This window comes from Saccharothrix sp. S26 (genome assembly GCF_021390395.1).
GTDB lineage: Bacteria > Actinomycetota > Actinomycetes > Mycobacteriales > Pseudonocardiaceae > Actinosynnema.
This window is the reverse complement of the sequence record NZ_JAJUWT010000019.1, coordinates 77,913-99,461: the sequence shown is the minus strand read 5'-3', so window position 1 is coordinate 99,461 and position 21,549 is coordinate 77,913. Positions and strand designations below refer to the sequence as shown.

Annotated in this window: 18 protein-coding genes and 1 pseudogene; 13 read left to right on the top strand and 6 right to left on the bottom strand. The window is 72.8% G+C overall.

The genetic code is table 11. From position 1 onward, the window contains the following. The first annotated feature begins 75 nt into the window (after nucleotides 1-75). From LZG04_RS28350 to rhaS, 5 genes are all read left to right on the top strand, one after another. The gene (locus LZG04_RS28350; RefSeq protein ID WP_233822477.1) at nucleotides 76-2,385 is read left to right on the top strand and encodes a glycoside hydrolase N-terminal domain-containing protein; all 2,310 of its coding nucleotides are present in this window, start codon (nucleotides 76-78) and stop codon (nucleotides 2,383-2,385) included. 175 nt (nucleotides 2,386-2,560) lie between these two features. Further along, complete coding sequence (locus LZG04_RS28345; RefSeq protein WP_233822475.1) at nucleotides 2,561-4,051, top strand: sugar ABC transporter ATP-binding protein; 1,491 nt, start codon at nucleotides 2,561-2,563, stop codon at nucleotides 4,049-4,051. Beyond that, nucleotides 4,048-5,046, top strand: coding sequence for an ABC transporter permease (locus LZG04_RS28340; protein ID WP_233822473.1), 999 nt, complete (start codon nucleotides 4,048-4,050; stop codon nucleotides 5,044-5,046). The genes LZG04_RS28345 and LZG04_RS28340 overlap by 4 nt, the downstream gene beginning before the upstream one ends. Beyond that, nucleotides 5,039-6,001: an ABC transporter permease gene (locus LZG04_RS28335; protein ID WP_233822471.1), complete on the top strand. Its 963-nt coding sequence runs from the start codon at nucleotides 5,039-5,041 to the stop codon at nucleotides 5,999-6,001. Before LZG04_RS28340 ends, LZG04_RS28335 begins: the two co-directional genes overlap by 8 nt. Nucleotides 6,002-6,013: 12 nt before the next feature. Continuing rightward, the gene (rhaS, locus tag LZG04_RS28330; protein ID WP_233822469.1) at nucleotides 6,014-7,090 is read left to right on the top strand and encodes a rhamnose ABC transporter substrate-binding protein; all 1,077 of its coding nucleotides are present in this window, start codon (nucleotides 6,014-6,016) and stop codon (nucleotides 7,088-7,090) included. Nucleotides 7,091-7,094: 4 nt separating this feature from the next. Here rhaS and LZG04_RS28325 read toward each other — a convergent pair whose 3' ends face one another. Both LZG04_RS28325 and LZG04_RS28320 read right to left on the bottom strand, forming a co-directional pair. Continuing rightward, nucleotides 7,095-7,241 (bottom strand): hypothetical protein, encoded by a 147-nt coding sequence (locus LZG04_RS28325; protein WP_233822467.1) that lies wholly within the window; start codon nucleotides 7,239-7,241, stop codon nucleotides 7,095-7,097. A 25-nt stretch (nucleotides 7,242-7,266) separates the two neighbouring features. Beyond that, nucleotides 7,267-7,998 (bottom strand): hypothetical protein, encoded by a 732-nt coding sequence (locus LZG04_RS28320; RefSeq protein ID WP_233822465.1) that lies wholly within the window; start codon nucleotides 7,996-7,998, stop codon nucleotides 7,267-7,269. A 249-nt stretch (nucleotides 7,999-8,247) separates the two neighbouring features. Here LZG04_RS28320 and LZG04_RS28315 point away from each other — a divergent pair, with 249 nt between their 5' ends. Then, entirely contained in the window at nucleotides 8,248-10,269 is a 2,022-nt protein-coding gene (locus tag LZG04_RS28315; protein ID WP_233822463.1) for a HEAT repeat domain-containing protein, read from the top strand. Here the strand turns inward: LZG04_RS28315 and LZG04_RS28310 are convergent. Continuing rightward, a complete protein-coding gene (locus LZG04_RS28310) occupies nucleotides 10,266-10,586 on the bottom strand; it encodes a hypothetical protein (protein WP_233822461.1) in 321 nt (106 codons plus the stop codon). The genes LZG04_RS28315 and LZG04_RS28310 overlap by 4 nt on opposite strands. A gap of 105 nt (nucleotides 10,587-10,691) precedes the next feature. After that, the gene (locus LZG04_RS28305) at nucleotides 10,692-12,791 is read right to left on the bottom strand and encodes a cellulase family glycosylhydrolase (RefSeq protein WP_308199360.1); all 2,100 of its coding nucleotides are present in this window, start codon (nucleotides 12,789-12,791) and stop codon (nucleotides 10,692-10,694) included. A 384-nt stretch (nucleotides 12,792-13,175) separates the two neighbouring features. Between LZG04_RS28305 and LZG04_RS28295 the strand changes: the two genes are divergently transcribed. From LZG04_RS28295 to LZG04_RS28285, 3 genes are all read left to right on the top strand, one after another. After that, nucleotides 13,176-14,222: an ABC transporter substrate-binding protein gene (locus LZG04_RS28295; protein WP_233822459.1), complete on the top strand. Its 1,047-nt coding sequence runs from the start codon at nucleotides 13,176-13,178 to the stop codon at nucleotides 14,220-14,222. A gap of 140 nt (nucleotides 14,223-14,362) precedes the next feature. Then, entirely contained in the window at nucleotides 14,363-15,082 is a 720-nt protein-coding gene (locus LZG04_RS28290) for an SDR family NAD(P)-dependent oxidoreductase (protein WP_233822457.1), read from the top strand. 72 nt (nucleotides 15,083-15,154) lie between these two features. Continuing rightward, entirely contained in the window at nucleotides 15,155-16,420 is a 1,266-nt protein-coding gene (locus LZG04_RS28285) for a hypothetical protein (protein WP_233822455.1), read from the top strand. Between the two features lie 24 nt (nucleotides 16,421-16,444). Here LZG04_RS28285 and LZG04_RS28280 read toward each other — a convergent pair whose 3' ends face one another. Beyond that, nucleotides 16,445-16,588 (bottom strand): hypothetical protein, encoded by a 144-nt coding sequence (locus LZG04_RS28280; RefSeq protein ID WP_233822453.1) that lies wholly within the window; start codon nucleotides 16,586-16,588, stop codon nucleotides 16,445-16,447. A gap of 145 nt (nucleotides 16,589-16,733) precedes the next feature. On the opposite strand from LZG04_RS28280, the gene LZG04_RS28275 reads away from it, so the two are divergent. From LZG04_RS28275 to LZG04_RS28265, 3 genes and pseudogenes are all read left to right on the top strand, one after another. Further along, nucleotides 16,734-17,309 carry a TIGR00730 family Rossman fold protein gene (locus tag LZG04_RS28275; protein ID WP_233822451.1) on the top strand — a complete coding sequence of 192 codons (576 nt, stop codon included), beginning with the start codon at nucleotides 16,734-16,736 and terminating at the stop codon, nucleotides 17,307-17,309. 73 nt (nucleotides 17,310-17,382) lie between these two features. Then, nucleotides 17,383-18,732 (top strand): serine hydrolase, encoded by a 1,350-nt coding sequence (locus tag LZG04_RS28270; protein WP_233822449.1) that lies wholly within the window; start codon nucleotides 17,383-17,385, stop codon nucleotides 18,730-18,732. A gap of 76 nt (nucleotides 18,733-18,808) precedes the next feature. Next, nucleotides 18,809-19,024 (top strand): annotated as a pseudogene (locus LZG04_RS28265) (ATP-binding protein); the annotation flags it as partial. On the opposite strand, the gene LZG04_RS28260 reads toward LZG04_RS28265, so the two are convergent. Then, nucleotides 19,025-19,681: a pentapeptide repeat-containing protein gene (locus LZG04_RS28260; protein WP_233822447.1), complete on the bottom strand. Its 657-nt coding sequence runs from the start codon at nucleotides 19,679-19,681 to the stop codon at nucleotides 19,025-19,027. A 96-nt stretch (nucleotides 19,682-19,777) separates the two neighbouring features. On the opposite strand from LZG04_RS28260, the gene LZG04_RS28255 reads away from it, so the two are divergent. Further along, on the top strand, nucleotides 19,778-21,529 hold the full coding sequence (locus LZG04_RS28255; RefSeq protein ID WP_233822445.1) for a hypothetical protein: 1,752 nt from the start codon (nucleotides 19,778-19,780) through the stop codon (nucleotides 21,527-21,529). The last annotated feature ends 20 nt before the right edge of the window (nucleotides 21,530-21,549 follow it).

Sequence of the window (21,549 nt, the reverse complement as noted above, 5' to 3'; positions counted from 1 at the left end):
GCGAAGGACTATCGATACTTCGGATGTCTTGTTACCGTCACGCACGGATGCAGGTGCGGACGAGGCGGAGGCCGGGTGGACCAGCGGACGCTCACGCTCTGGTACGACGAGCCCGCGACCGACTGGGAGACCGAGTCGCTGCCCATCGGCAACGGCGCGCTCGGCGGCGGTGTGTTCGGCGGGGTGGAACGGGAGAGGGTGCAGCTCAACGAGAAGACGTTGTGGACCGGTGGGCCCGGCTCCGCTGAGGGGTACGACTTCGGCAACTGGACCAGCCCCCGGCCCCACGCGCTCGCCGGGGTGCGGGAGCTGGTCGAGCGGGACCACCGGGTCTCGCCGGACGCCGTCGCGGCGGCGTTGGGGCAGCGGCGGCGGGGGTTCGGGGCCCACCAGCCGTTCGGCGAGCTGGTCCTGGCGCTCACCGACCCGCCCGCCGAGGTCGCGGACTACCGGCGGGCCCTGGACCTGTCCCGCGCGGTCGCCTCGGTGACGTACCGGGCGGACGGCGCGCGCTACACCAGGGAGTACTTCGCCAGTGCCGCCGACGGGGTGATCGTAGCCCGGCTGTCCGCCGACCGCCCCGGCCGGATCGGCTTCACCGCCTCGATCACCGCACCGGACAACCGCTCGCAACGTTTCACGGCGAAGTGCGGGCGTGCGGTGTTCACCGGAGCGCTGCACGACAACGGAATGCGCTTCGAATCGCAGCTCCAGGTGCTCCACGACGGCGGCACGCGCACCGACAACCCCGACGGCACCGTCACCGTGGCCGACGCCGACCGCGCGGTGCTGGTGTTCGCCGCGGGCACCGACTACGCCCAGGGCCACCCGACCTACCGCGGCCCCGACCCGCACGAGCGCGTCCGGCGGACCGTCGACGCGGCCTCGGCCAAGGGCTGGCACGTGCTGCTCGACGCCCACCTGCGCGACTACCGCGCGTTGTTCGACCGCGTCCGGCTCGACCTCGGCCACCAGCCGGTCGACGTGCCCACCGACGACCTGCTGCGCGGTTACGCCACCGCGCCCGCCCCGGCCCGCCGGGCGCTGGAAGCCCTGTACTTCCAGTACGGCCGCTACCTGCTGATCTCCTCGTCCCGACCCGGCTCGCTGCCCGCGAACCTGCAAGGCGGGTGGAACAACTCCGTGACGCCGCCGTGGAGCGCCGACTACCACCTGAACATCAACCTCCAGATGAACTACTGGCCCGCCGAGACGACGAACCTCGCCGAGACCACCGAGCCCCTGTTCGACTTCGTGGACGCGCTGCGCGAACCCGGCGCGGTCACCGCGCGCGAGGTGCACGGCGGCCGCGGCTGGGTGGTGCACAACGAGACCAACCCGTTCGGCTTCACCGGTGTGCACGACTGGCCGACCGCGTTCTGGTTCCCCGAGGCGGGCGCGTGGCTCGCGCTGCACCACTACGAGCACTACCTGTTCACCAAGGACGAGGTGTTCCTGCGCGAGCGGGCGTACCCGGTGCTGAAAGGGCTCGCCGAGTTCTGGCTCGACGCGCTGCGGGTCGACCCGCGCGACGGCACGCTCGTCGTCACGCCCGGCTACTCGCCCGAGCACGGCGACTTCACCGCGGGACCGGCCATGTCGCAGCAGATCGTGCGGCAGTTGTTCGCCCACGTCGTCTCCACCGCCGACGACGTGGGCGACACCGCGTTCGGGGCCGAGGTCCGCGCGGCACTCGACCGCCTGGACCCCGGCACGCGGATCGGCTCGTGGGGCCAGGTGCAGGAGTGGAAGGACGACCGGGACGACCCCACCGACACCCACCGGCACGTGTCGCACCTGTTCGCCCTGTTCCCCGGCAACGCGATCAGCTTGCGCACCACGCCCGAACTCGCCGCCGCCGCGAAGACCTCGCTGACCGCGCGCGGCGACGGCGGCACCGGGTGGAGCAAGGCGTGGAAGATCAACTTCTGGGCGCGGCTGCTCGACGGCGACCACGCGCACCGGATGCTCGCCGAGCAGTTGACCGGCAGCACCACCGCGAACCTCTGGGACACGCACCCGCCGTTCCAGGTCGACGGCAACTTCGGCGCGACCTCCGGCGTGGCGGAGATGCTGCTCCAGAGCCACGAGGGCGTGGTGCACGTGCTGCCCGCCCTGCCCGCCGAGTGGCATGACGGCTCGTACACGGGCCTGCGGGCACGCGGTGACGTCACGGTCGACGTGCGGTGGTCCGACGGCGCGGCCCGGGAGATCACCCTGACCACCGGCCAGGACGGTCCCGTCACGGTCCGCAGCACCCTGTTCGGCGGCCACGTCCGCTTGGTGGACGCCCGAACGGGCCACCCGACGCCGACCCACGCCAACGGTGACACCATCACCTTCACCGCCCACGCGGGCCACCGCTACACCGCCACCGCCCGCTGACCACGCCGTGCGCGTGGTGAAGTTCCACCAGGGGCACGCGCGTCCGCCGTCGAAACCCGCCGGCCTCTGGAACGTGGCAGCCGCAGCGGTGCCTTGACGGGTTCCGCTCGACCTGGCTAGCGTCGGCGGCATGGAATGAAACGTTTCAGGACGCCTCCGGAGAGCGAGGTCCCAGGTGAGCCCGGTGCTCCAGCTCCGCGACGTCAGCAAGTCGTTCCAGGCCGTGCGGGCCCTGCGCGGCGTCTCCCTCTCCCTGCACCCCGGCGAGGTGCACGCCCTGGCCGGTGAGAACGGCGCGGGCAAGTCGACCGTCGTGCGGATCATCGGCGGCGAGCACCGGCCGGACGCGGGGGAGCTGCTGCTCGACGGCGAGCCCGCGCGGTTCTCCTCGCCGCGGGACGCCCGGCAGCGCGGGGTCGCGGTCATCCACCAGGAACCCGTGCAGTTCCCGGACCTCAGCGTGGCCGAGAACGTCTTCATGGGCAGGCAGCCCCTGCGCCGCGGCCGACGCATCGACCGGCGCGAGATGCACCGGCGCGCGGCGGAGCTGTTCGACCGCCTCGGCGTGCCCCTCGACCCGACCCGACCGACCAGGGGCCTGTCGATCGCCGACCAGCAGATCATCGAGATCGCCAAGGCGCTGTCGGCGGACGCGCGCGTGATCGTCATGGACGAGCCGACCGCCGCGCTGTCCGCGGTCGAGGCGCAACGGCTGTTCCGGGTGGCGCGCGGCCTGGCCGGGCGCGGGGCCGCGCTGCTGTTCATCTCGCACCGGCTGGAGGAGATGTACCAGCTGTGCGACCGGGTCACGGTGCTGCGCGACGGCGCGCTCGTGTCGACCGACCCCATGGCGGAGGTGCCGCACGACGAGCTGGTGCGGCGCATGGTCGGCCGTTCCGTCGAGCAGCTCTACCCCGAGCGGCGCGCGGACGTCGGCGAGCCGCGGCTGGTGGTCGAGGGGCTGACCAGGGTCGGGGTGTTCCGCGACATCTCGTTCACCGTGCGGCGGGGCGAGGTCGTCGGCCTCGCCGGGCTGGTCGGCTCCGGCCGCACGGAGGTGGCGCGGGCGGTGTTCGGGGTGGACGGGCGGGACGCGGGCACGGTGTCGGTGGACGGGGTGGCGCTGCCCGCCGGCGACCCGCGCGCCGCCATCGACCGCGGTGTCGCGCTGGTGCCGGAGGACCGCCGCGAGCAGGGCCTGGTGCTGGAGCTGTCGATCGAGCGCAACGCGAGCCTGGCCCGACTGCGGGACGTCTCGCCCGGCTGGATCACCCGCCGTGCGCGGGAACGGGCGCTGGCGCGGAGGTGGGGGGAGCGGCTGTCGTTGAAGGCCGGTCGCCTCACCGACCCGGCGGCCACGTTGTCCGGCGGCAACCAGCAGAAGGTCGTGCTGGGCAAGTGGCTGGCCACCGAGCCGTCCGTGCTGATCGTGGACGAACCGACCCGGGGCATCGACATCGGCACGAAGGTCGAGGTGCACGCCCTGCTGTCCCGGCTCGCGGCCGACGGCCTGGCCGTGCTGCTGATCTCCTCCGAGCTGCCCGAGGTGCTCGGCATGGCCGACCGGGTGCTGGTGATGCACGAGGGCCGGATCACCGCGGAACTGCCCGCGGCCGACGCCACCGAGGAATCCGTGATGCGCGCGGCGACGGGGGGCGGGGCATGAGGCTGCGCGCGTTGCTGTCCGGGCGTGAGCTGAGCATCGTGATCGCGCTCGTCGTGGTGGTCGGGGTAACCGCGGCGGTGCGGCCCGCGTTCCTCAACGCGCAGGGGCTGCACGACCTGTTCCTCAACGCATCCGTCATCGCCCTGCTGGCCATCGGCCAGGCGCTGCTGGTGATCACCCGGAACATCGACCTGTCCGTGGGCTCGGTGATGGGGCTGACCGCGTTCCTGTCGGGACAGCTCTTCCTCGCCGACGTCGACACGCCGGTCGTCCTGGTGGTGGTGGCGGGGATGGCGCTGGGCGCGGCCTGCGGCGCGGTCAACGGCGCGCTGGTCGCGGTGGCGAAGGTGCCCGCGCTGGTGGTCACGCTCGGCACGCTGTACGTGTTCCGCGGCCTGGACTACGGCTGGGCCAGTGCGACCGGCGTGCGGCAGGTCAACGCCGACCAGATGGCGCCGGAGTTCCTGGCGTTCGGCAGCGGCGCGGTGCTCGGCGTCCCCAACCTCACGCTGATCGCGCTGGTGGCGCTGCTGGTGACGGGGTACGCGCTGCACAACTGGCGGTCCGGGCGCGAGCTGTACGCGATCGGGTCGAACCCGGAGGCCGCGCGGCTGGCGGGCATCCCGGCGGGCCGGCGCGTGTTCACCGCGTTCGTCGTGTCCGGCGCGCTGGTCGGGTTGGCGGGCGTGCTGCACGCGGCGTACTTCGGCACGATCAACGCCTCCGTCGGCACCGGCCGCGAGCTGGCGGTGGTGGCCGCGGTCGTGGTGGGTGGCGTGGCGATCTTCGGCGGCAGCGGCTCGGTGCGGGGCGCGGTGCTCGGCGCGCTGCTGCTGACCACGATCACCAGCGCGTTGCCGATCCTGGGCGTGCCCGCGTTCTGGCAACGCGCGGTCGACGGCGCGGCGCTGCTGCTGGCCATCTCGCTGGACCGGGCCGTGATGCTGCGGGTGGCCGCCCGGCTGCGGCGGGAGAGGGGGCTGCGCCGTGCGTGAGAAGGTGGTGCGCTGGGAGGTCGTGCTGCTCCTGCTGTGCGGCGCGGTGTTCGCGTTCGGCTCGTCGGGCACGCCCGGTTTCGCCGACGCGGGCAACATCGCCTTCCTGTTGCAGGACTTCGCCGAGGTGGCGTTGCTGGCGATGGCGCTGCTGCCGATCGTGCTCACCGGCGAGATCGACCTGTCGGTGGCGTCGATCCTGGGTTTCTGCTCGGCGCTGATCGGCGTGCTGTGGGACGCGGGCGTGCCGTTCGAGACGATCGTGCCGCTGGCGCTGGTCGCGGGCGCGGTGCTGGGTTCGGTCAACGCGGCGCTGGTCGTGTGGTTCGGGTTGCCGGCGCTGGCCGTCACCATCGGCACGCTCGGCCTGTACCGGGGCCTGGCCTACGGGGTGCTCGGCGACGGCGCGGTGACCGGTTTCCCGGAGAACTACCGGCCGTTCGCCACCGACGCGATCCCCGGCACGTTCCTGCCTTACACCATGATCCCGGTGCTGCTGGTCGGGCTGCTGGCCGCGCTGGTCGTGCACCACACGCCGGTGGGGCGATCGCTGTACGCCATCGGCCTGGGTGAGCAGACCGCGCGGTTCTCGGGCATCCGGGTGCACCGGGTCAAGTTCGCGTTGTTCGTCGTGTCGGGCGTGCTGTGCGCGGTGGCGTCGCTGATCTACACGCTGAGGTACAACAGCGCCCGCGCGGACAACGCGGCGGGCATGGAGCTGATCGCGGTCACGGCGGTCCTGCTCGGCGGTGTGTCGATCTTCGGCGGCCGCGGCACGGTGCTGGGCGTGGCGAGCGCGTTGCTGCTCATGGCGGGCCTGCGCAACGTGCTGTTCCTCGACGACGTCACCAACGAGGTGCAGAACGTGATCAACGGCCTGCTGCTGATCGTGTCGGTGCTCGTGCCGGTGGCCGCCAACACGCTGCGGGGACGTCGTCGCCCGCGGCTCGGATGAGGAGGACCAACGATGATCCGTTCCGCGTCGGTGACGAAGGTGGCGGGCGCGGTGCTCGCGCTCGTGCTGGTCGGTGCGTGCGGCGGCACGACCAAGGACTCCTCGGCGGGGACCGCCGCGGGCGGCTCGACCGGCGTCGGGCGGACCGCCGACCCGGACGCGCCGATCAAGGAGGGGGTGAAGGTCGCGTTCCTGCCCAAGGAGGTCGACAACCCCTACGAGATCATCATGGACAAGGGCGGCATCGAGGCGGTCACCGAGCTCAAGGGCGAGGGCAAGGAGGTCGGCCCGTCCGACGCCTCGGCCTCGTCCCAGGTGTCGTACATCAACACGCTCGTGCAGCAGCGGCAGGACGCGATCGTGATCGCGGCGAACGACCCGAACGCCGTCGCGCCCGCGTTGAAGGACGCGATGGCCAAGGGCATCGCCGTGGTGACGGTCGACTCCGACGCCGCACCGGACGCGCGGCAGGTGTTCGTCAACCAGGCGGACTCCGAGGAGATCGGGCGGTCGCAGATCAGGCTGGTCTCCGCGCAGGTCGGCGGTCGGGGCAAGATCGCCATCCTGTCCGCGACGCCGAACGCCACGAACCAGAACACGTGGATCGAGTTCATGAAGGACGAGCTCGCCAAGCCCGAGCACGCGGGGCTGGAGCTGGTCAAGGTGGCGTACGGGGACGACGACGACCAGAAGTCGTTCCAGGAGACGCAGGCGCTGTTGCAGTCCATCCCGGACTTGAAGGGCATCGTGTCACCGACCACGGTCGGCATCTCGGCCGCCGCGCGGTACCTCTCGTCGTCGCCCTACAAGGGCAAGGTGGCGTTGACCGGGCTGGGCACGCCGAACCAGATGCGGCAGTTCGTGAAGGACGGCACCGTGACGGCGTTCGCGCTGTGGGACCCGAGCGAGCTGGGCTACCTGGCCGGTCACGCCGCCGCCGCGCTCGCGTCCGGCCGGATCACCGGGGCCGAGGGCGAGAAGTTCAGCGCGGGCAGGCTCGGCGAGCGGACCATCGGCGCGAAGGGCGAGGTGATCCTCGGCCCGCCGACGACGTTCGACGCGGGCAACATCGACGAGTTCGACTTCTGACCGGTCACGGCTGCTTGAGGCGGTCCAGCACCGACCTGGCCTGTGATCGTGCGATCCCGGACAGGTCGTCCAGCGTCAGCGGTCCATCGCCACGTGCGCGGTGGACCGCGACCTGGACCTCCACCGACACGTTGCCGTCCTGCACCTCCACGATGCAGCTCGCCGCGGGCGCCGGGTCAGTGGTGGCGATGCCGCGCCAGCGGTTGCGGGCGCCGAGCCCGGGGATCGTGCCGGTGCTCCACCCCTGCTGAGCTGTCCCGGTGTCCCCCCCTGTCGTATCCCGGTGGCTCTCCGGCGGAGGTGAACTCGACGCTGACGCCGATGCCAGCCTCGTCGGTCGTGACGCCGTCGACGGGGGACGTGCTGGTGTACCGCAGGGTGCACGTCAGGCTGCCACCGAAACCGCCGTCCGGCGGGTGCTCCGCGTGCACCGGCGGGGTCGGCGTGGAGGACCACCTCAGCAACGGCGTGGGGTCGAGCAGGTCGCAGGCGTTGGTGATCGCGCTCATCGAGTACTCGCCGGATGGCGCGGAAGGCGGGGCGGTCGTGGCCGGGACCCGGCTCGGCGCGGCCGGAACCGACGTGGACCCGGCCTCGGTGGACGAGCCGCCGCCCACGGCGAGCCCGATCACGACCCCGACGCCCAGCACCGCGACCAGCCCGATCACGAGTCCGGCCTTGGCGCCGCCGGGCGAGGCCGGGGGAGTGGGACCGGGGGTCGGGACCGGGGCGTGTTCGGGCACGGGCGTGGGCGAGCCCGCGACGACGCCGGGCGTGGCCGGAGCAGGGCCGTGCGTGCCCCACACCAGCTCGACCCGACGCACCGGGATCGGGTCCGACGGCCCGGCGGCGGGCTCGGGGTCGTCCGCGACGCGGCGGTCGTCGGCTTCCTCGGGGTGATCGGTCATCGGTGCCGTACCTCGTTGTGCCGCATCACGTCCCCCCTGGTCCTGTGGGCGCGGTGCACTGGGGAACTGTCCTCGCGGTGGCCGGTCGATCGTAGTGGATCCGTGTGCCTCGCGGTCGGCGATCGATCACGAGGGCGCAGCCCGCCGGCTGAGGCCGCGACGAACCCGGTCCACGCCGCTGCGGACAGCTCCTCCGCGGTGCGGTTGTGGCGTCACGGCGCTTCGGTACGGGCGGGTAGCCTCCGCGGAGTGGATCTCTTCCCCGGCTTGGACGACGTCGACTGGCACGCGGTGGCACACGCGTACGGCCCGGCCGACGACGTGCCGGGCCTGCTGCGCGGCCTCGTGTCCGACGACCCGGCGGTGCGCGAGTCGGCGTTGGACGGCATGTACGGCGCTGTGCACCACCAGGGAGATGTCTACGACAGCACGGTCGCCGCGCTCCCGTTCCTGCTGGGGCTCCTCGACCACGCCGGTCTGCCGGGGCGGGCCGGGGTGGTCGGGTTCCTGGCGAGCGTCGGTGAGGCGGACGGGGAACCGGGCTCGTGGCAGGGACGGGCCGTCGAGGCGGTCCGGGCCGCGTTCCCGCTGTTCCTGACCCTGTTGGACGATCCCGAGCCGGCCGTGCGCAAAGCCGCGTGCGAGGCGCTGGCGGTGTGCCGGGCGGACGCCGCGCAGGCAGCCGACGCGTTGGGCGAGCGGATGCGGGTCGAGACCGACGCCGACGTGCGGTCCGCCGTCGTGGCCGCACTCGGGACGATCGGTGCGCACGGGTGGCTCACCGGTCAGGCCGCGGTGGACCTGGCCCGGCGGCTCGCGACCGCGGCGGTCGAGCACGCCGACCCGGCGGTGCGCCTCGGCGCGCTCGCCGAGCTGGCCGCCTCGGCCCCGGACGTGTTGCCCGACGACGTGCCCGCCTTCGCGCTGGACGCGTTCGCGCGGCTCTACGCCACCGGAACGCCGACCGCCGAGCCCGCGGGCTTCTCCACCCCCACGTTGCTCGGCAGGCTCCGCGAGCAGGCCGAGGAAGAGGCGGCCGGTCGGCGTGCGTCCGAGGCGTTCCCCTTGCTGGCCAGGCTGAGCCGGGCCCTCGGCGACCGGGTCGAGGACCGCACCCGGCTGCTCGTCCCGCTGCTGGAGTCACCCGACTGGGAGCAGCGGCTCGACGCCGTCCGGGTCGCGACCGCCCTGGTCGAGCACTGGCGCGGCGACCACCGGGAGCTGGTCCGCCTGGTCGCCGACCAGCTCCTCGCCCCGGAACCGCGGCTGCCGCCGGCCGCCGCGACCGCGCTGCGCCACCTCGGCCCCGTCGCCGCGCCCGCCGCCGATCAGCTCGCGCGCGGCGTCGAGGCCGCGCCCCGGGAATCGGGCCCGGACGGACCACCGGCCTGGATCACGGTGTGGCCGGCCGGCGGGTCGAGCGTGGGGCCCGCGCTGCGGACGTTGGCGGAGCTGGGCGACCCGAGGGCGTTGCCGCCCCTGCGGTGGGCGCTCGAACGCCCGGAGCCGCCCTCGGACATCGGTCACGCCGTGCGCGCGCTCGGCCCGTCGGCGGCCGACCTCGTGCCGGTGATCCGGGCGCGGTTGCGCGACCTGCCGACCGCGGAGGGGCACGATCCCGTCCGGGGCGGCCTGCTGCTGGCGCTGGGCGCGGTGGGGGAGGCGGCGGTTCCTGCCGTGGGGGACGTCGTGCGGCACCTGCCCGAGTACACCGCCCTGGGCGCCCTCGGAGCGCTCGGCGCCCACGCCGTCGAAGCGATCGGGGCGCTGCACGCCCTGCTCGACGACGCCGAGCCGCGGCTCGCCGCCGAGGTGGCGGGCGCGCTGTGGCGGGTGGAGGGCGACCCGGACCGCGTGCTGCCGACGTTGTCGCGCCACCTCGACCACGTCAAGGCGGTGGAGGTGATGTCCGAACTGGGGCCGGCTGCCGCCGCGCACCTGCCCGCGCTGCGATCACGGCTGAGCCCGCCCGACCCGACCGGGTGGCTGGACCTGTTCGTGGCGCGGGCGTCCTGGCGGGCGGCCGGTGACGCCGAGGCCGCGGTGGAGCTGCTGTCCGCCGCCTGGCGCAAGAACGTGCACGTCCGCCTCCCGGTCGCGCGCTGCCTGGCCGAGCTGGGACGGGCGGCCGAGCCGATCGCGCCGTTGCTGCGCGAGGAACTGGGACGCCCGCGGCGGCACGGCTCGGCGGACGACGGGTGGAGCAGCGGGACCGTCACGGCCGACGAAGAGCTGGTGCGGCTGTGCCGGGACGTGCTCGCGGCGCTCTAGGTCGGACTCCACTGCGAGAAGGCGACGAGGAACAGCGCGAGGACCGCGAAGACGGCCACGAAGCCGAACGTGCCCGCGAGGAGCAGCCCGGTGCCGACCGACCTCCACGGCGGCCGGAAGAACTTGAGCACGCACCCCAGCACGATCGAACCGACCGCGACCCCGATGAACGCGTAGGCGTACTGCCCACCGCGCCAACCGGCGTCCCAGAGGTACCGGCCCTGGTAGGCCGCCACCACGGCGACCTGCAAGGCGAACGGCACCGCGAACCCCGCGAGCGCCACCCCGGGCCGTTTGCGCTGCTCGACGTCGACCACGCGCCCAGTGTCACCGCCCCACGGCCCCGCGCGCATGAGTAGCACTACGCGAACCGGCGGCCCGGAGCGTGGTGCTCCGGGCCGCCGGCCGTCGTGCCCGAGGGGTCAGGCGGTGGTGCCGGTGACCGTCGAGCCGGACTTGGTGACGTAGTAGGTCACCGTGGCGCCGCTCCAGTAGTGGAACGTGAGCGTCACCCGCGAGCCGTCCGTGACCTCGGCGAAGAACTCCGGCTTCAGCGTGGTCGTGTTGGCCGTGTAGTTCGGCGCGAACGTCACGTCGAACTCCTTGTACGAGGTCCAGTTGTGCGGGCCGGCGTTGCTGCCGTCGGCGTACTTGGCCTCCATCGTGGCCAACTGGTCGCCGCGGAACTGGGTCGGGATGGCGAACGCGCTCGTCGTCCCGGTCGCGTTCTGCAGCACCGGCGTGTCGTAGGTGACCAGGTTGATCCGCCACGGCACGCCCGCCGAGAACCGGGCCGACAGCGTCGCGTTGGTGCCGTACGCCCGCGACCCGCTCAACCGGGTGATCGTCGCCGCCTTGATGGTCAGCTGGTCGCCGCTGACGGTGTAGTCCGTGCCGCGCACCAGGTCGGTGGTGCCCTGGCGCAACCCGACGAACGACGTGCCGTTCAGGTTGAGCGTCAGCGTTTTGTCGGTGACGGCCGAGGACTTCGCGCTGAACACCTGGTCCGACGACGCCGTGCCGGACCGGGTCGTCCAGCTCGACTTGATCTGCGCGGCCAGCTCCGGGTCGCTCCACTGGTACGAGGTGCGGCCGAAGTGCTGGCCGTTGTCCCAGAGCATCGTGGTGATCTTCTTGGTGCGGGCGTAGTAGCCGAGGAACTCGAAGAACTTCAGCTTCTCGCCCTGCTGGATGGTGCCCGTGTGCCGGTCGAAGCCCAGCAGCCCGTACTCGCCGAGGATGACCGGGATGCCGCGCGCCACGAACGCGTTGTACATGCGGTCGAACGAGTCGGTCAGGTCCTTCTGCACGGTGGCGTCGAACTTCGTCCCGCCCGCCACGTTCACGCTGAACGGCCAGTAGCCGTAGAAGTGGAACGTCGCGATGAGGTTCGGGTCGTTGAGGGCGTTGAACGTGGCGACCAGCTCGTCCACCCGCGCCTGCTCCGAGGACGTGTGCAGGGTGGGCAGGACCAGCAGGCGGGTGGCGTTGTTGCCGCCCGAGCCGCGCACGATCCGGTGGAACGACTTGTTCAGCTCGTCCAGCAGCTGCGCGTTCTGCGCGTCACCGGAGCTGTTGGCGAACTGCGGTTCGTTGACGCTCTCCAGCATGAGCTTGGGCGAGGAGTCGCGGAACGTGCTCGCGATCTGCGTCCAGGCCGCGTTGTAGCGGGCCAGCACGTTCGCGCGGTCGGTCGGCATCGCGTTGATCCACTGCCACGAGTCGTGGTGGATGTTGATCATCACGTAGAAGCCGTCGGCCAACGCCCAGCCCACGACCTCCTTGACGCGCGCCAGGTACGCCGCCTCGATCGTGTAGCCGGGCGCGCCGCCCTGGTGCGCGCTCCACGTGACCGGGATGCGGATGCTCTTGAAGCCCTGCGCCCGGACGTTGTCCAGCAGCGCCTCGGTGATCCGCGGGTTGCCCCACGAGGTCTCGTCGGCGCCGGTGGCGTCCAGCGAGTTGCCCAGGTTCCAGCCTGGCTGCATCTCCGCGACCCTCGCCATGGCGTCGCCCACCGGCGGGTTGGTGGTCGTGGTGGTGGTGGTCGTCGTCGTTGTGGTGGTCGTCGTGGTCGTCGTCGTGTCGCCGGTGCAGGTGACGCCGTTGAGCGCGAACGACGTGGGAGCCGTGTTCGAGCCCGTCCACGAGCCGTTGAAGCCGAACGAGACCGTGCCGCCGGTGGCGATGCTGCCGTTGTAGCTGACGTTGGTGGCGGTGACCTGGCCGCCGGACGCCGTGACGGTCGCGTTCCACGCCTGGGTGACGGTCTGGCCGGCCGGGAACGCCCACGTGAGCCGCCACCCGCCGGTGATCGGGTCGCCCAGGTTGGTGATGGCCACGTTGCCGGTGAAGCCGCCCTGCCACTGGCTGGGCACGGAGTACGCCACCCGGCACCCGGCCGCCGCCTGGGCGTCGGTCACCGCGACAACGCCCATGCCCGCGAGCAACGACGCCATTCCGGTGGCCAGCAGGCCAACCCGCCAACGGATCTTCCTGAGCTTGTCGCGCATATCGGCCATGACGCTCCTCGTAATCGCCTGCGGCAGCGGGAGGGGTGGGAACCGAACGCGCGCGGGCGACGAGCCCGGCCGCGGTGGGGATCCAGATGCGCCGGTCGCCGCACGGCGCACCCGCGTGCCGCGCCCGTCGGACCGGTCGCGGCGGCGTGTTCCAGCGCTGCCTCGCCATGATGTTGACCGTGCCGGATGATCGGCGCAAGGGTTTCGACGCTAATCGACTCGGCGCCGTCGGCGATGAATTCGGAATCGTGCCAGCGAGTCGAAAGAATTCGACGTGACCGCCGTTCGGCATTCGACAAATCGGTCGAACTGGTTCGACGATCGGTGGTCGAACCCGCCGGGATCGCCCGATCGTGGCGGGTGCGGCGTCGCTAGGTTGCCGCCGTGCCCCGACCCAAGATCGGCGTCGTCCTCGCGGCGACCGGACGCCTGTCCCCGCTCGGCGCGCCGCTGGAGTACGTCGCCACCGGCCTGCCGTGGCCCGTCGACGTGGAGCTGCGCGACAGCGGCTCGACGCCCGAAGGCGCACGCGCGGCGGTGCGGTCGTTGGCCGGGGTCGGTGCGCGGGTCGTGGTCACGTTGGGCGGCACGGCGACGTTGCCCGCCGTGGTGGACGCCTGCGCCGAGCGCGAGGTGCCGTGCGTGTCCACGACGCTGCCCTGGCAGGTGTTCGACGCCGGGCGGCGGCCGGGTCCGGCGTTCCACTTCTGCTGGGGCCTGGACGACATCGCGGCCGTGTTCGCCGACCTGTGGGAGCGCCTCGGCCCCGCCCGGGCGGTCGGCTGCGTGTGGAACGACGGCACGCAGGGCGACGCGCTGCGGCGGTGGTTCGCGCCCGTCGCCGCCGCGCGCGGGCACCACCTGGTCGACCTGCCGTACCGGGAGTCGAGCGGCGTCGTGCCGGCCGTCGGTGACGTGGAGGTGGTGACCAGCGCGGCGACCGCCGCCGACCTGGCCGCCGTGGTGCGCGCGCGGCGGCCGCGGCTGGTGACGTGCTCGCGGTGGCTGACCTACCCGTTCGGCGTGGCGCGGCACGGCCTGGACCGGGTCGCCACGATCGTGTCGTGGACGCCCGGGCACGAGCACGTCGGGTCGGGCGGGCGGACGCCGCGCGACCTCGCGCGCGCCTACGAGCGGGCCACCGGGTCGCCGTGGCTGCAACCGCTCGGGCTCGCGCACGCGTTGTTCGAGGTGGCGGTGCACGCGGCGCAGGAGGCCGACTCGCCCGGGGCGGTCGCCGACGTGCTGGCGCGCACGCGGCTGGCCACGATCGCCGGCGTGCTCGACTGGACCGCCGGACCCGCGCCCGGCGTGGCCACCGTGGCGTTGGCGGGCGGGCAGTGGCGCGGCGGGCCGCGGCCCTCGCTGGTGGTGGTGGACAACCGCCGCGCACCTCTCGTGCCGGTGTCCGGCGACCTGCTGGTCGATTAGCGCCGTGACCGGAAATGGCTGCCCGGAAAATCTCCCCGCTGGTCACGGATGCGAACCGGGTCACGAATGTGAACAATCGCCGGAATTGTTCGGCCGTGGAGGGGATCGACCTCGTCGAATTCCGCTGATACGAATCAGGCATGACGAGAACAGCGGTCGTGACCGGTGGCGGGACGGGTATCGGCAGGGCGGTGGCCGCCGCGTTGGTGAAGCAGGGCCTGGACGTCGTGATCACCGGCAGGCGGGAGGACATGCTGGTCGCCGCCGCGGCCGAGATCGGTGCGCGTGCGGTCGTGTTCGACGCCGCCGACCCGGCGCAGGTGCACGCGGCGGCGGCCGAGCTGCCCGAACGCGTCGACGTGCTGGTGAACAACGCCGGCGGCAACGTCGCCCGCCGCCGCCCCGCGCCCGAGGGGCTGGCCGACGTGCGCGAGCTGTGGCTGGCGAACTTCGAGGCGAACGTGCTCACCGCCGTCCTGGTGACGACCGCCCTGCAACCGCGACTGGCCGACGACGCCAGGGTCGTCACCATCGGCTCCATCGCGGCCAGGCGGGGATCGGGCAGCTACGGCGCGGCCAAGGCCGCGATCGAGGCGTGGACCGCCGACCTGGCGTTCGCGCTGGGTGGGCGCGGCATCACGGTCAACGTGGTGTCGCCGGGCGTCACCGAGGAGACCGAGTTCTTCGGCGGGACCCTGTCCGAGGACCGGCGCCGGAAGCTGGTCGGCAACCCGGCCAACGGCCGCACCGGCACCCCCGCCGACGTCGCCGCCGTCGTCATCTTCCTGACCTCGCCGGAAGCGGGCCACGTCACGGGTCAGGTGATCGGCGTCAACGGCGGCGCCGGCCTGGGCCGCTGACGGGCGCTCCCAGATTCCTCCCAGCCCCGGCCGGCACGGTGACCCCTTCACGACCTCGGGGAAGGGGAGCTCATGAGGGGCAGGCGCAGATCGGGGACGAGGTGGCTCGCCGCACTGGGCGCGGCCGTGCTCGCAGTCGTGGGCACGGCCGCACCCGCAGCGGCCGAACCCGTCGAGACCATCACGGCCGGGCAGTTCACCATGCGATGGACCGACACGACGTACATGGCGGAGCACATCGGCATGGTGAAGACCAGCCTCAGCGCCGTGCTCGCGTCCGCCGACTGGCAGGCGACGCGGCGCGGGTCGTGCGCGGCGAGCGCCATGGGCTCGACCGCCCGGCCCGCGGACTGGTGGTGCTTCACCTCCGGCGACAACAGCACGCAGGAGTGGATCCCGCAGGGCGTCTCGTCGGTGAACGACGCCCAGGAGGACCAGGTGTGGGGCTCGTACAAGGGCATCATGGTCAGTTGGTACGACGACGAAAGCTACGTGGGCAGCCCGGCCAACGAGGACGACGACCACGTCCTGAAGAAGGGCGTGCGGGTCAGCGTGCTCAACACCGAGACCGGCAAGTACAAGCACATCCTGCTGGTGGAGCCGGTGTCGGGCGACAACGGCGAGGTGAGCTACCAACCCGTCCAACTGCACGCGGGCGGGATGGTCTGGTACGGCCGCTACCTCTACCTCGCCGACACCGCCCGGGGCATCCGCCAGTTCAGCCTCGACGCGATCTACGACCTGGTGGACGACCCGCGTGGTGACAGCACGAACAAGTACCTCGTCGGCTACGAGCCGGTGGCGAACAAGTTCTACAGCCACGGGTACCGGTACGTGATGGCGCAAAGCGGGACGTGGAAGAGCCCGACCGCGTGGGCGGGCGGCTGCGAGACCTCCGGGCCGTTGCGCAACTCGTGGCTGTCCCTCGACCGGGCGGCCGTGCCGGACCGGCTGGTGACGGGCGAGTTCTGCGAGAAGGAGAGCGGACAGGCCGGGCGGGTGGTCGCCTGGGACCTCAGCGACCACCGGATCGCGTCGAGCGGCGGCGTGGCCACGGCCGACAGCGCGTTCCGGCAACCCGGTCTCACCGGCGGGGTGGGCAACCGCACCCAGGGCGGTCTGACCACCGACGGCGGCACGACGTGGCACTTCAACGCCTCCGACGGCAGCAACCCCGGCCGTCTGCGGACCTGGCGGCTCGGGTCCTCCTGGTCGCTCGTCCGTGACGTCGCGACGGCGATCGGCCCGGAGGACCTGTCCGCTTGGCGGGACACCGGCCTGATCTGGTCGGTGTCGGAGTACGCGGGCAAGCGCATGCTCTACGGGCTGGTGGCCTGACGCGCTGGTCGGCCGCCTTCACCGTCACCAGGCGTTCGACGGTGCCCAGCTTCGCGGCACGGTGACGCCCGCCGCCTCCACCAGTGGCCTGGGGCGGCGGGTCTGGTGGTCGCCGATCAGCCGCAAGGCGGGGTGCAGCTCGGCGATGGCCGCGCGGTCGTCCGGCACGCGAGGGTGCACCCGACGGTGCCGCCCGCCGAACTGGAGGCGTCCGCACAGCCGGATGTCCTCGTCGCACCGGGGCGCGTACCCGTCCCGCCTGGCACGCCACCGCCCGTCCGCGGTGTCCTCCCGATGCGCCTAACCTGCGCCCATGCGGGTGTGCGTGTTCTGCGGTTCCTCCAGCGGACGGGTGCGGCACGTCGAGGTGGCCCGGCAGGTGGGCCGCGCGGTGGCCGAACGGGGCATCGAGCTCGTCTACGGCGGCGGCCGGGTCGGCACGATGGGCGCGTTGGCCGACGGGGCGCTGGCCGCGGGCGGGTCGGTCATCGGGGTGATCCCGCGCAGCCTGGTCGACTGGGAGGTCGCGCACGGAAATCTCACGCAACTGCACGTCGTGGACTCCATGCACGCGCGCAAGGCGTTGATGGCCGAGCTGGCCGACGCCTTCATCACGCTGCCGGGCGGCGCGGGCACCCTGGAAGAGCTGTTCGAGGTGTGGACGTGGGCGCAACTGGGCCTGCACGCCAAGCCGGTCGCGCTGCTGGACGTCGACGGCTACTTCACGCACCTGATCAGGATGGTCGACCACATGGTCGCGGAAGGGTTCCTCAAGCCGCCCTATCGGGACATGCTCCTGGTGGACGACGATTTCGACCGGCTCCTCACCCGGTGCGGCGAGTACCGCACGCCGGATTACGAGTGGACCGACGACGAGCCGCTGCCGTAGATCACGGAAATCGGTACGGTGGGCAATGCGAAGGCTTTTCGCAAATGTTTCGCGCCACCGGGGGGAGCCGGCGATGGACATCAACCACTGGCAGCGGAGGCTGACGGAGCTGTGCGAGGCGCACCGGGTGCCCGGCGCGTCCTTGGCCGTCCTGGTCGACGGCGAGATCCACGAGTGCGCGACCGGGGTGCTGCACCGCGGCACCGGGGTGGAGGCCACCGCGGACTCGTTGTTCCAGATCGGCTCGATCACCAAGCTCTACACCGCGACGCTGATCATGCAGCTGGTCGCCGAGGGCGCGCTCGACCTGGACGCGCCGGTGGTGTCCGTGCTGCCCGAGTTCGCCGTGGCCGACGCCGTGGCGACCAAGACCGTGACGCCGCGCCACCTGCTGTCGCACACCAGCGGCATCGACGGTGACTTCTTCCACGACACCGGGCGCGGCGACGACTGCGTGGCCGCCTACGTCGCGGCGTGCGCGCGGCTGGGCCAGATCCACCCGCCGGGCGCGACGATGTCCTACTGCAACAGCGGGTTCACCGTGCTCGGCCGGATCGTCGAGGTGCTGACCGGCCGGGTGTGGGACGACGCCCTGCGCGAACGCCTGCTCGACCCGATCGGCGCGCGCAGCACCGTGACGCTGCCCGAGGACGTGCTGCGGTTCCGCTCGGCCCTGGGTCACCTCGGCGAGCCCGGTGACGAGCCCGTGCCCTCGCCGGTGTGGGGGCTGTCCCGCTCCGCCGGACCGGCCGGGACGATCAACGCCACCGCCGCCGACGTCGTCCGCTTCGCCCGCCTGCACCTCGACGGCGGCCGGGCGCCCGACGGCACGGTGGTCCTGCCCGCCGAGCGGGTGGCCGAGATGCACCGGCCGTTCGTGCAACTGCCCGCGAGCCACGCGCACCACATGTGCTGGGGCCTCGGGTGGATCGTCTACGACTGGCCCGGCGGGCGGGTGCACGGGCACGACGGCGCGACCGTCGGGCAGAAGGCGTACCTGCGGGTGGTCCCCGAGGCCGGGGTCGCGGTCGCGCTGCTCACGAACGGCGGCGTGCCGGCCGAGGTCTACCAGCGGCTGTTCACCGAGCTGCTGACCGAGCACGCCGGCGTGGCCGTGCCGAACTTCGAGCCGCCCGCCGACCCGCCCGCGGCGGACCTCTCCCGCTACGTCGGCTCCTACGTGCGCGAGGGCTACGACGTGCAGGTGACCGAGCGGGACGGCGTGCTGAACCTGCGCGGCGAGAGCACCGGCGAGCTGGCCTCGATCAACGCGGTGACCAACGCCGTGCTGGTGCCGGTGGAGGACGGCCTGTTCGCCGCGCGGCGCAACGAGCACGAGCCGTGGGCACCGGTCGTCTTCTACACGCTGCCGGACGGCACGCCCTACCTGCACTTCGGCATGCGCGCCACGCCCCGGAGCTAGGGGTACGGCCACCCGTTCGGGCGGCACACCTTGCCGTCCGCCGGGATCACCACGCCCTGCGGCACGCCCGCGAGAGGTGGCCGACACCGGCGTCGGCATCGCCCCGGACGACCTGCCGCACGTGTTCGACCGGTTCTGGCGGGCCGACAAGTCGCGCAGCCTCAGCACGGGTGGCGGCGGGCTCGGTCTCGCGATCACGCGGCACCTGGTGGAGGCGCACGGCGGCGCGGTGACGGTGTCCAGCGGACCGGGCGCGGGCTCGACGTTCCGCATCACGCTGCCCGTGCCGTGATCAGGCGTCCTTGACGGTGATGCCGAGCGTGCCCGCGAACGCGGGCGCGAGGTCCAGCGCCTGGGTGAGCGTGATGGTCGCGCCGCGCAACGAGCCGAACCCGTCGCGGATGCCCAGCTCGGCGGCGTCGCGCAGGTCCACCCGCTCGAGCCGCACGCCCTCGAACCGGAGGTCTTCCAGCGTGGAGCCCGGGAAGGTGACGCCGGTCAGCTCGGCTTCGGTGAGGTCCACGTCGCGCAGGACGCTGTTGACGAACGAGACGTCGCGCAGCGCCGCGCCGCGCAGGTTCACCGAGACGAGCTTGCAGCCGAAGAACGTGACGCGGCTCAGCCCCGCCTCGAACATCGCCACCCCGGCGAACGCGCTGTTGACCACTTCCGCGTCCAGCCACCCGGTCTCGGCCAGGTCGGTGCCGATGACCTGCACGCCGTGCAGCCACACGTCGTTGAACCGCGCCCGCCGCAGCGACCCGTCCGTGAACCGGACGCCGGCCAGCGCCGACTCGCTGAACCTGGCGTTGCCCGCCGCGGGTTCGGCGAACTCCCGGTCGGTGAAGTGGACGACGTTGTAGTCGCCACCGGACCGCAGCCCGGACCCGTCGTGCTCTTCCAGGTAGGCGGCGAACGGCAGGTCCGCGAGCGCCCGGGGTTCGCGCATGCGCGGATCGTAGTGGTCCACCGCGGTGGTTTGTCGCAGAACGGGACGCGGCGGCGATACCGGAGAGGGGGGACGGTCGCAGAAAGGAACCACCGCATGTCCCGATTACGAAGATCCGCCGGTGCCCTGCTGCTGTCGGTCGTCGTCTGCGCGAGCGCCTCGACCGGACCTGCCTTCGCCGGCACCGACGCACCACCGGCCGCCGGAGCTCCGCTCGCCCATGAACCGGCTGCCGAAGTCCCTGCCGTCGCCGAACCGGTCGTCGCCGAACCGGTCGTCGATGCTCCGGTCGCCGGGGAGCCGGGTGCCGACAAGCCGGGTGCCGACAAGCCGGGTGCCGACAAGCCGGGTGCCAGGTCGGCGCCGGTCGCCGTCGAGCCCGTCGCCGACCCCGTGGCGGCCACGGTCGACCTGACCATCTCGGTCACCTTCGACAAGCCCGAGTTCTTCGTCGACGAGCAGGTCGTCGCCCGAGCCAGGGTGACCAACCGCGGCACCACCACCGCGACCGGCACGTGGCTGCTGACCTCCGGGAACGTGGTGGACCGCGAGTGGACCGGCTTCCCCGACCGCGTCGAGCCCGGCCAGACGGTGGAAGGCGTCCTGACCTCCTGGGTCCGGACCGCCGACGCCGTGCTCACGCTCGAAGTCGAGGTCCACGGCGCGCAGCCGGACGCGAACCCGGCCGACAACACGACCACGGCCAGCGTGCCCATGAAGGTGCACCGCGGCGGCTACACCGGGGTCGTCTACGGCGACCGCGACGGCGACAAAGCGATGGACCCGGGCGAGGCCCTGGCCGGCTTGACGATCACCGCCACCGGCGGCGTTCCCCGGGACTCCTACACCGCGACGACCGACCCGGCCGGCCGCTTCACGTTCCGCGACCTGCCGCGTGGCAGCTACACGACCTCGATCGACTCGGTCCAGTGGGTGTTCCAGCCGCCCGGGGTCGACGTCGGCGGCGCGGACGAGCCGGACGTGGTGCTGCGCGGCGCGTGGCGGGTGACCTCGGTCCTCACCGCGGCGGCGAGCTTCGACCGGCAGACCTACCGGCTGGGCGAGACCGCGCGCCTGTCGCTGGTCCTGACCAACGGCGGGCCGGACCCCATCCCGGGGATCACCGCCCAGTGCTACTCGACCGGCGCGGCCCTGCCCGACCTCGGTGACCTGGTCGACGTGGGCGTCACCGTGCCCGCGCACGCCACCTGGACCACCAGCACGTCGATCGGGATCGACGCCGAGGCCGCGGAGGGCGGCGCGCTGGTGGTCGGGTGCACGTTCGGCTCGCCGCCGAACTCCAACGGCACCGTCTCCGCGCGGGCGATCGCGCGGGTGCCGGGCGCCCGGGCGGACCGGGTCGTCGGCCAGGTCGGCTTCTCCGGCCGCCTGCCGGCCATGAGCCCCCGACCCGGGCCGCCGCTGCCGAACGTGAAGGTGTACCTGAAGGACCAGGTCACGGGTGCGGTCATCGTGCGGGCGACCACCGACGCGCAGGGCCGCTTCGAGTTCCGGGACGTGCCGGCGGGTGTGCACGACTTCGGCCTCGTCGGGCCGTACGCGTCGCTGTCCGGCGAACGGTTCCAGGAGGTCCACGTGCGAGCCGGCCCGTTCCAGGACCTCAACTTCCTCTACGTGACCCACGGACCGGACCAGCCTGATCCGGACCCCGCGCCGCGGCCCGGCGACCCGTCCGCGCCCGCACCGCCGGCCGGGCCGGGTCACCGGCCGACGCTCGCCGCGACGGGCGCGAACGTGGCCTGGCTCGCCCCGGGGCGGGCTGCTCGTGCTGGTCGCGGGCATCGGCTTGGTGGTGCCCGCGGTGCGCAGGCGCGCCTGACCAAGTGACAACGGGGGCGGGCCCGTGC

Coding starts and splice junctions, on each gene's coding strand:
- rhaS (WP_233822469.1), top strand. CDS start 6,014: ATGATCCGTTCCGCGTCGGTGACGAAGGTGGCGGGCGCGGTGCTCGCG.
- LZG04_RS28255 (WP_233822445.1), top strand. CDS start 19,778: ATGTCCCGATTACGAAGATCCGCCGGTGCCCTGCTGCTGTCGGTCGTC.
- LZG04_RS28340 (WP_233822473.1), top strand. CDS start 4,048: ATGAGGCTGCGCGCGTTGCTGTCCGGGCGTGAGCTGAGCATCGTGATC.
- LZG04_RS28305 (WP_308199360.1), bottom strand. CDS start 12,791: ATGGCCGATATGCGCGACAAGCTCAGGAAGATCCGTTGGCGGGTTGGC.
- LZG04_RS28270 (WP_233822449.1), top strand. CDS start 17,383: ATGGACATCAACCACTGGCAGCGGAGGCTGACGGAGCTGTGCGAGGCG.
- LZG04_RS28285 (WP_233822455.1), top strand. CDS start 15,155: ATGAGGGGCAGGCGCAGATCGGGGACGAGGTGGCTCGCCGCACTGGGC.
- LZG04_RS28275 (WP_233822451.1), top strand. CDS start 16,734: ATGCGGGTGTGCGTGTTCTGCGGTTCCTCCAGCGGACGGGTGCGGCAC.
- LZG04_RS28290 (WP_233822457.1), top strand. CDS start 14,363: ATGACGAGAACAGCGGTCGTGACCGGTGGCGGGACGGGTATCGGCAGG.
- LZG04_RS28260 (WP_233822447.1), bottom strand. CDS start 19,681: ATGCGCGAACCCCGGGCGCTCGCGGACCTGCCGTTCGCCGCCTACCTG.
- LZG04_RS28320 (WP_233822465.1), bottom strand. CDS start 7,998: ATGACCGATCACCCCGAGGAAGCCGACGACCGCCGCGTCGCGGACGAC.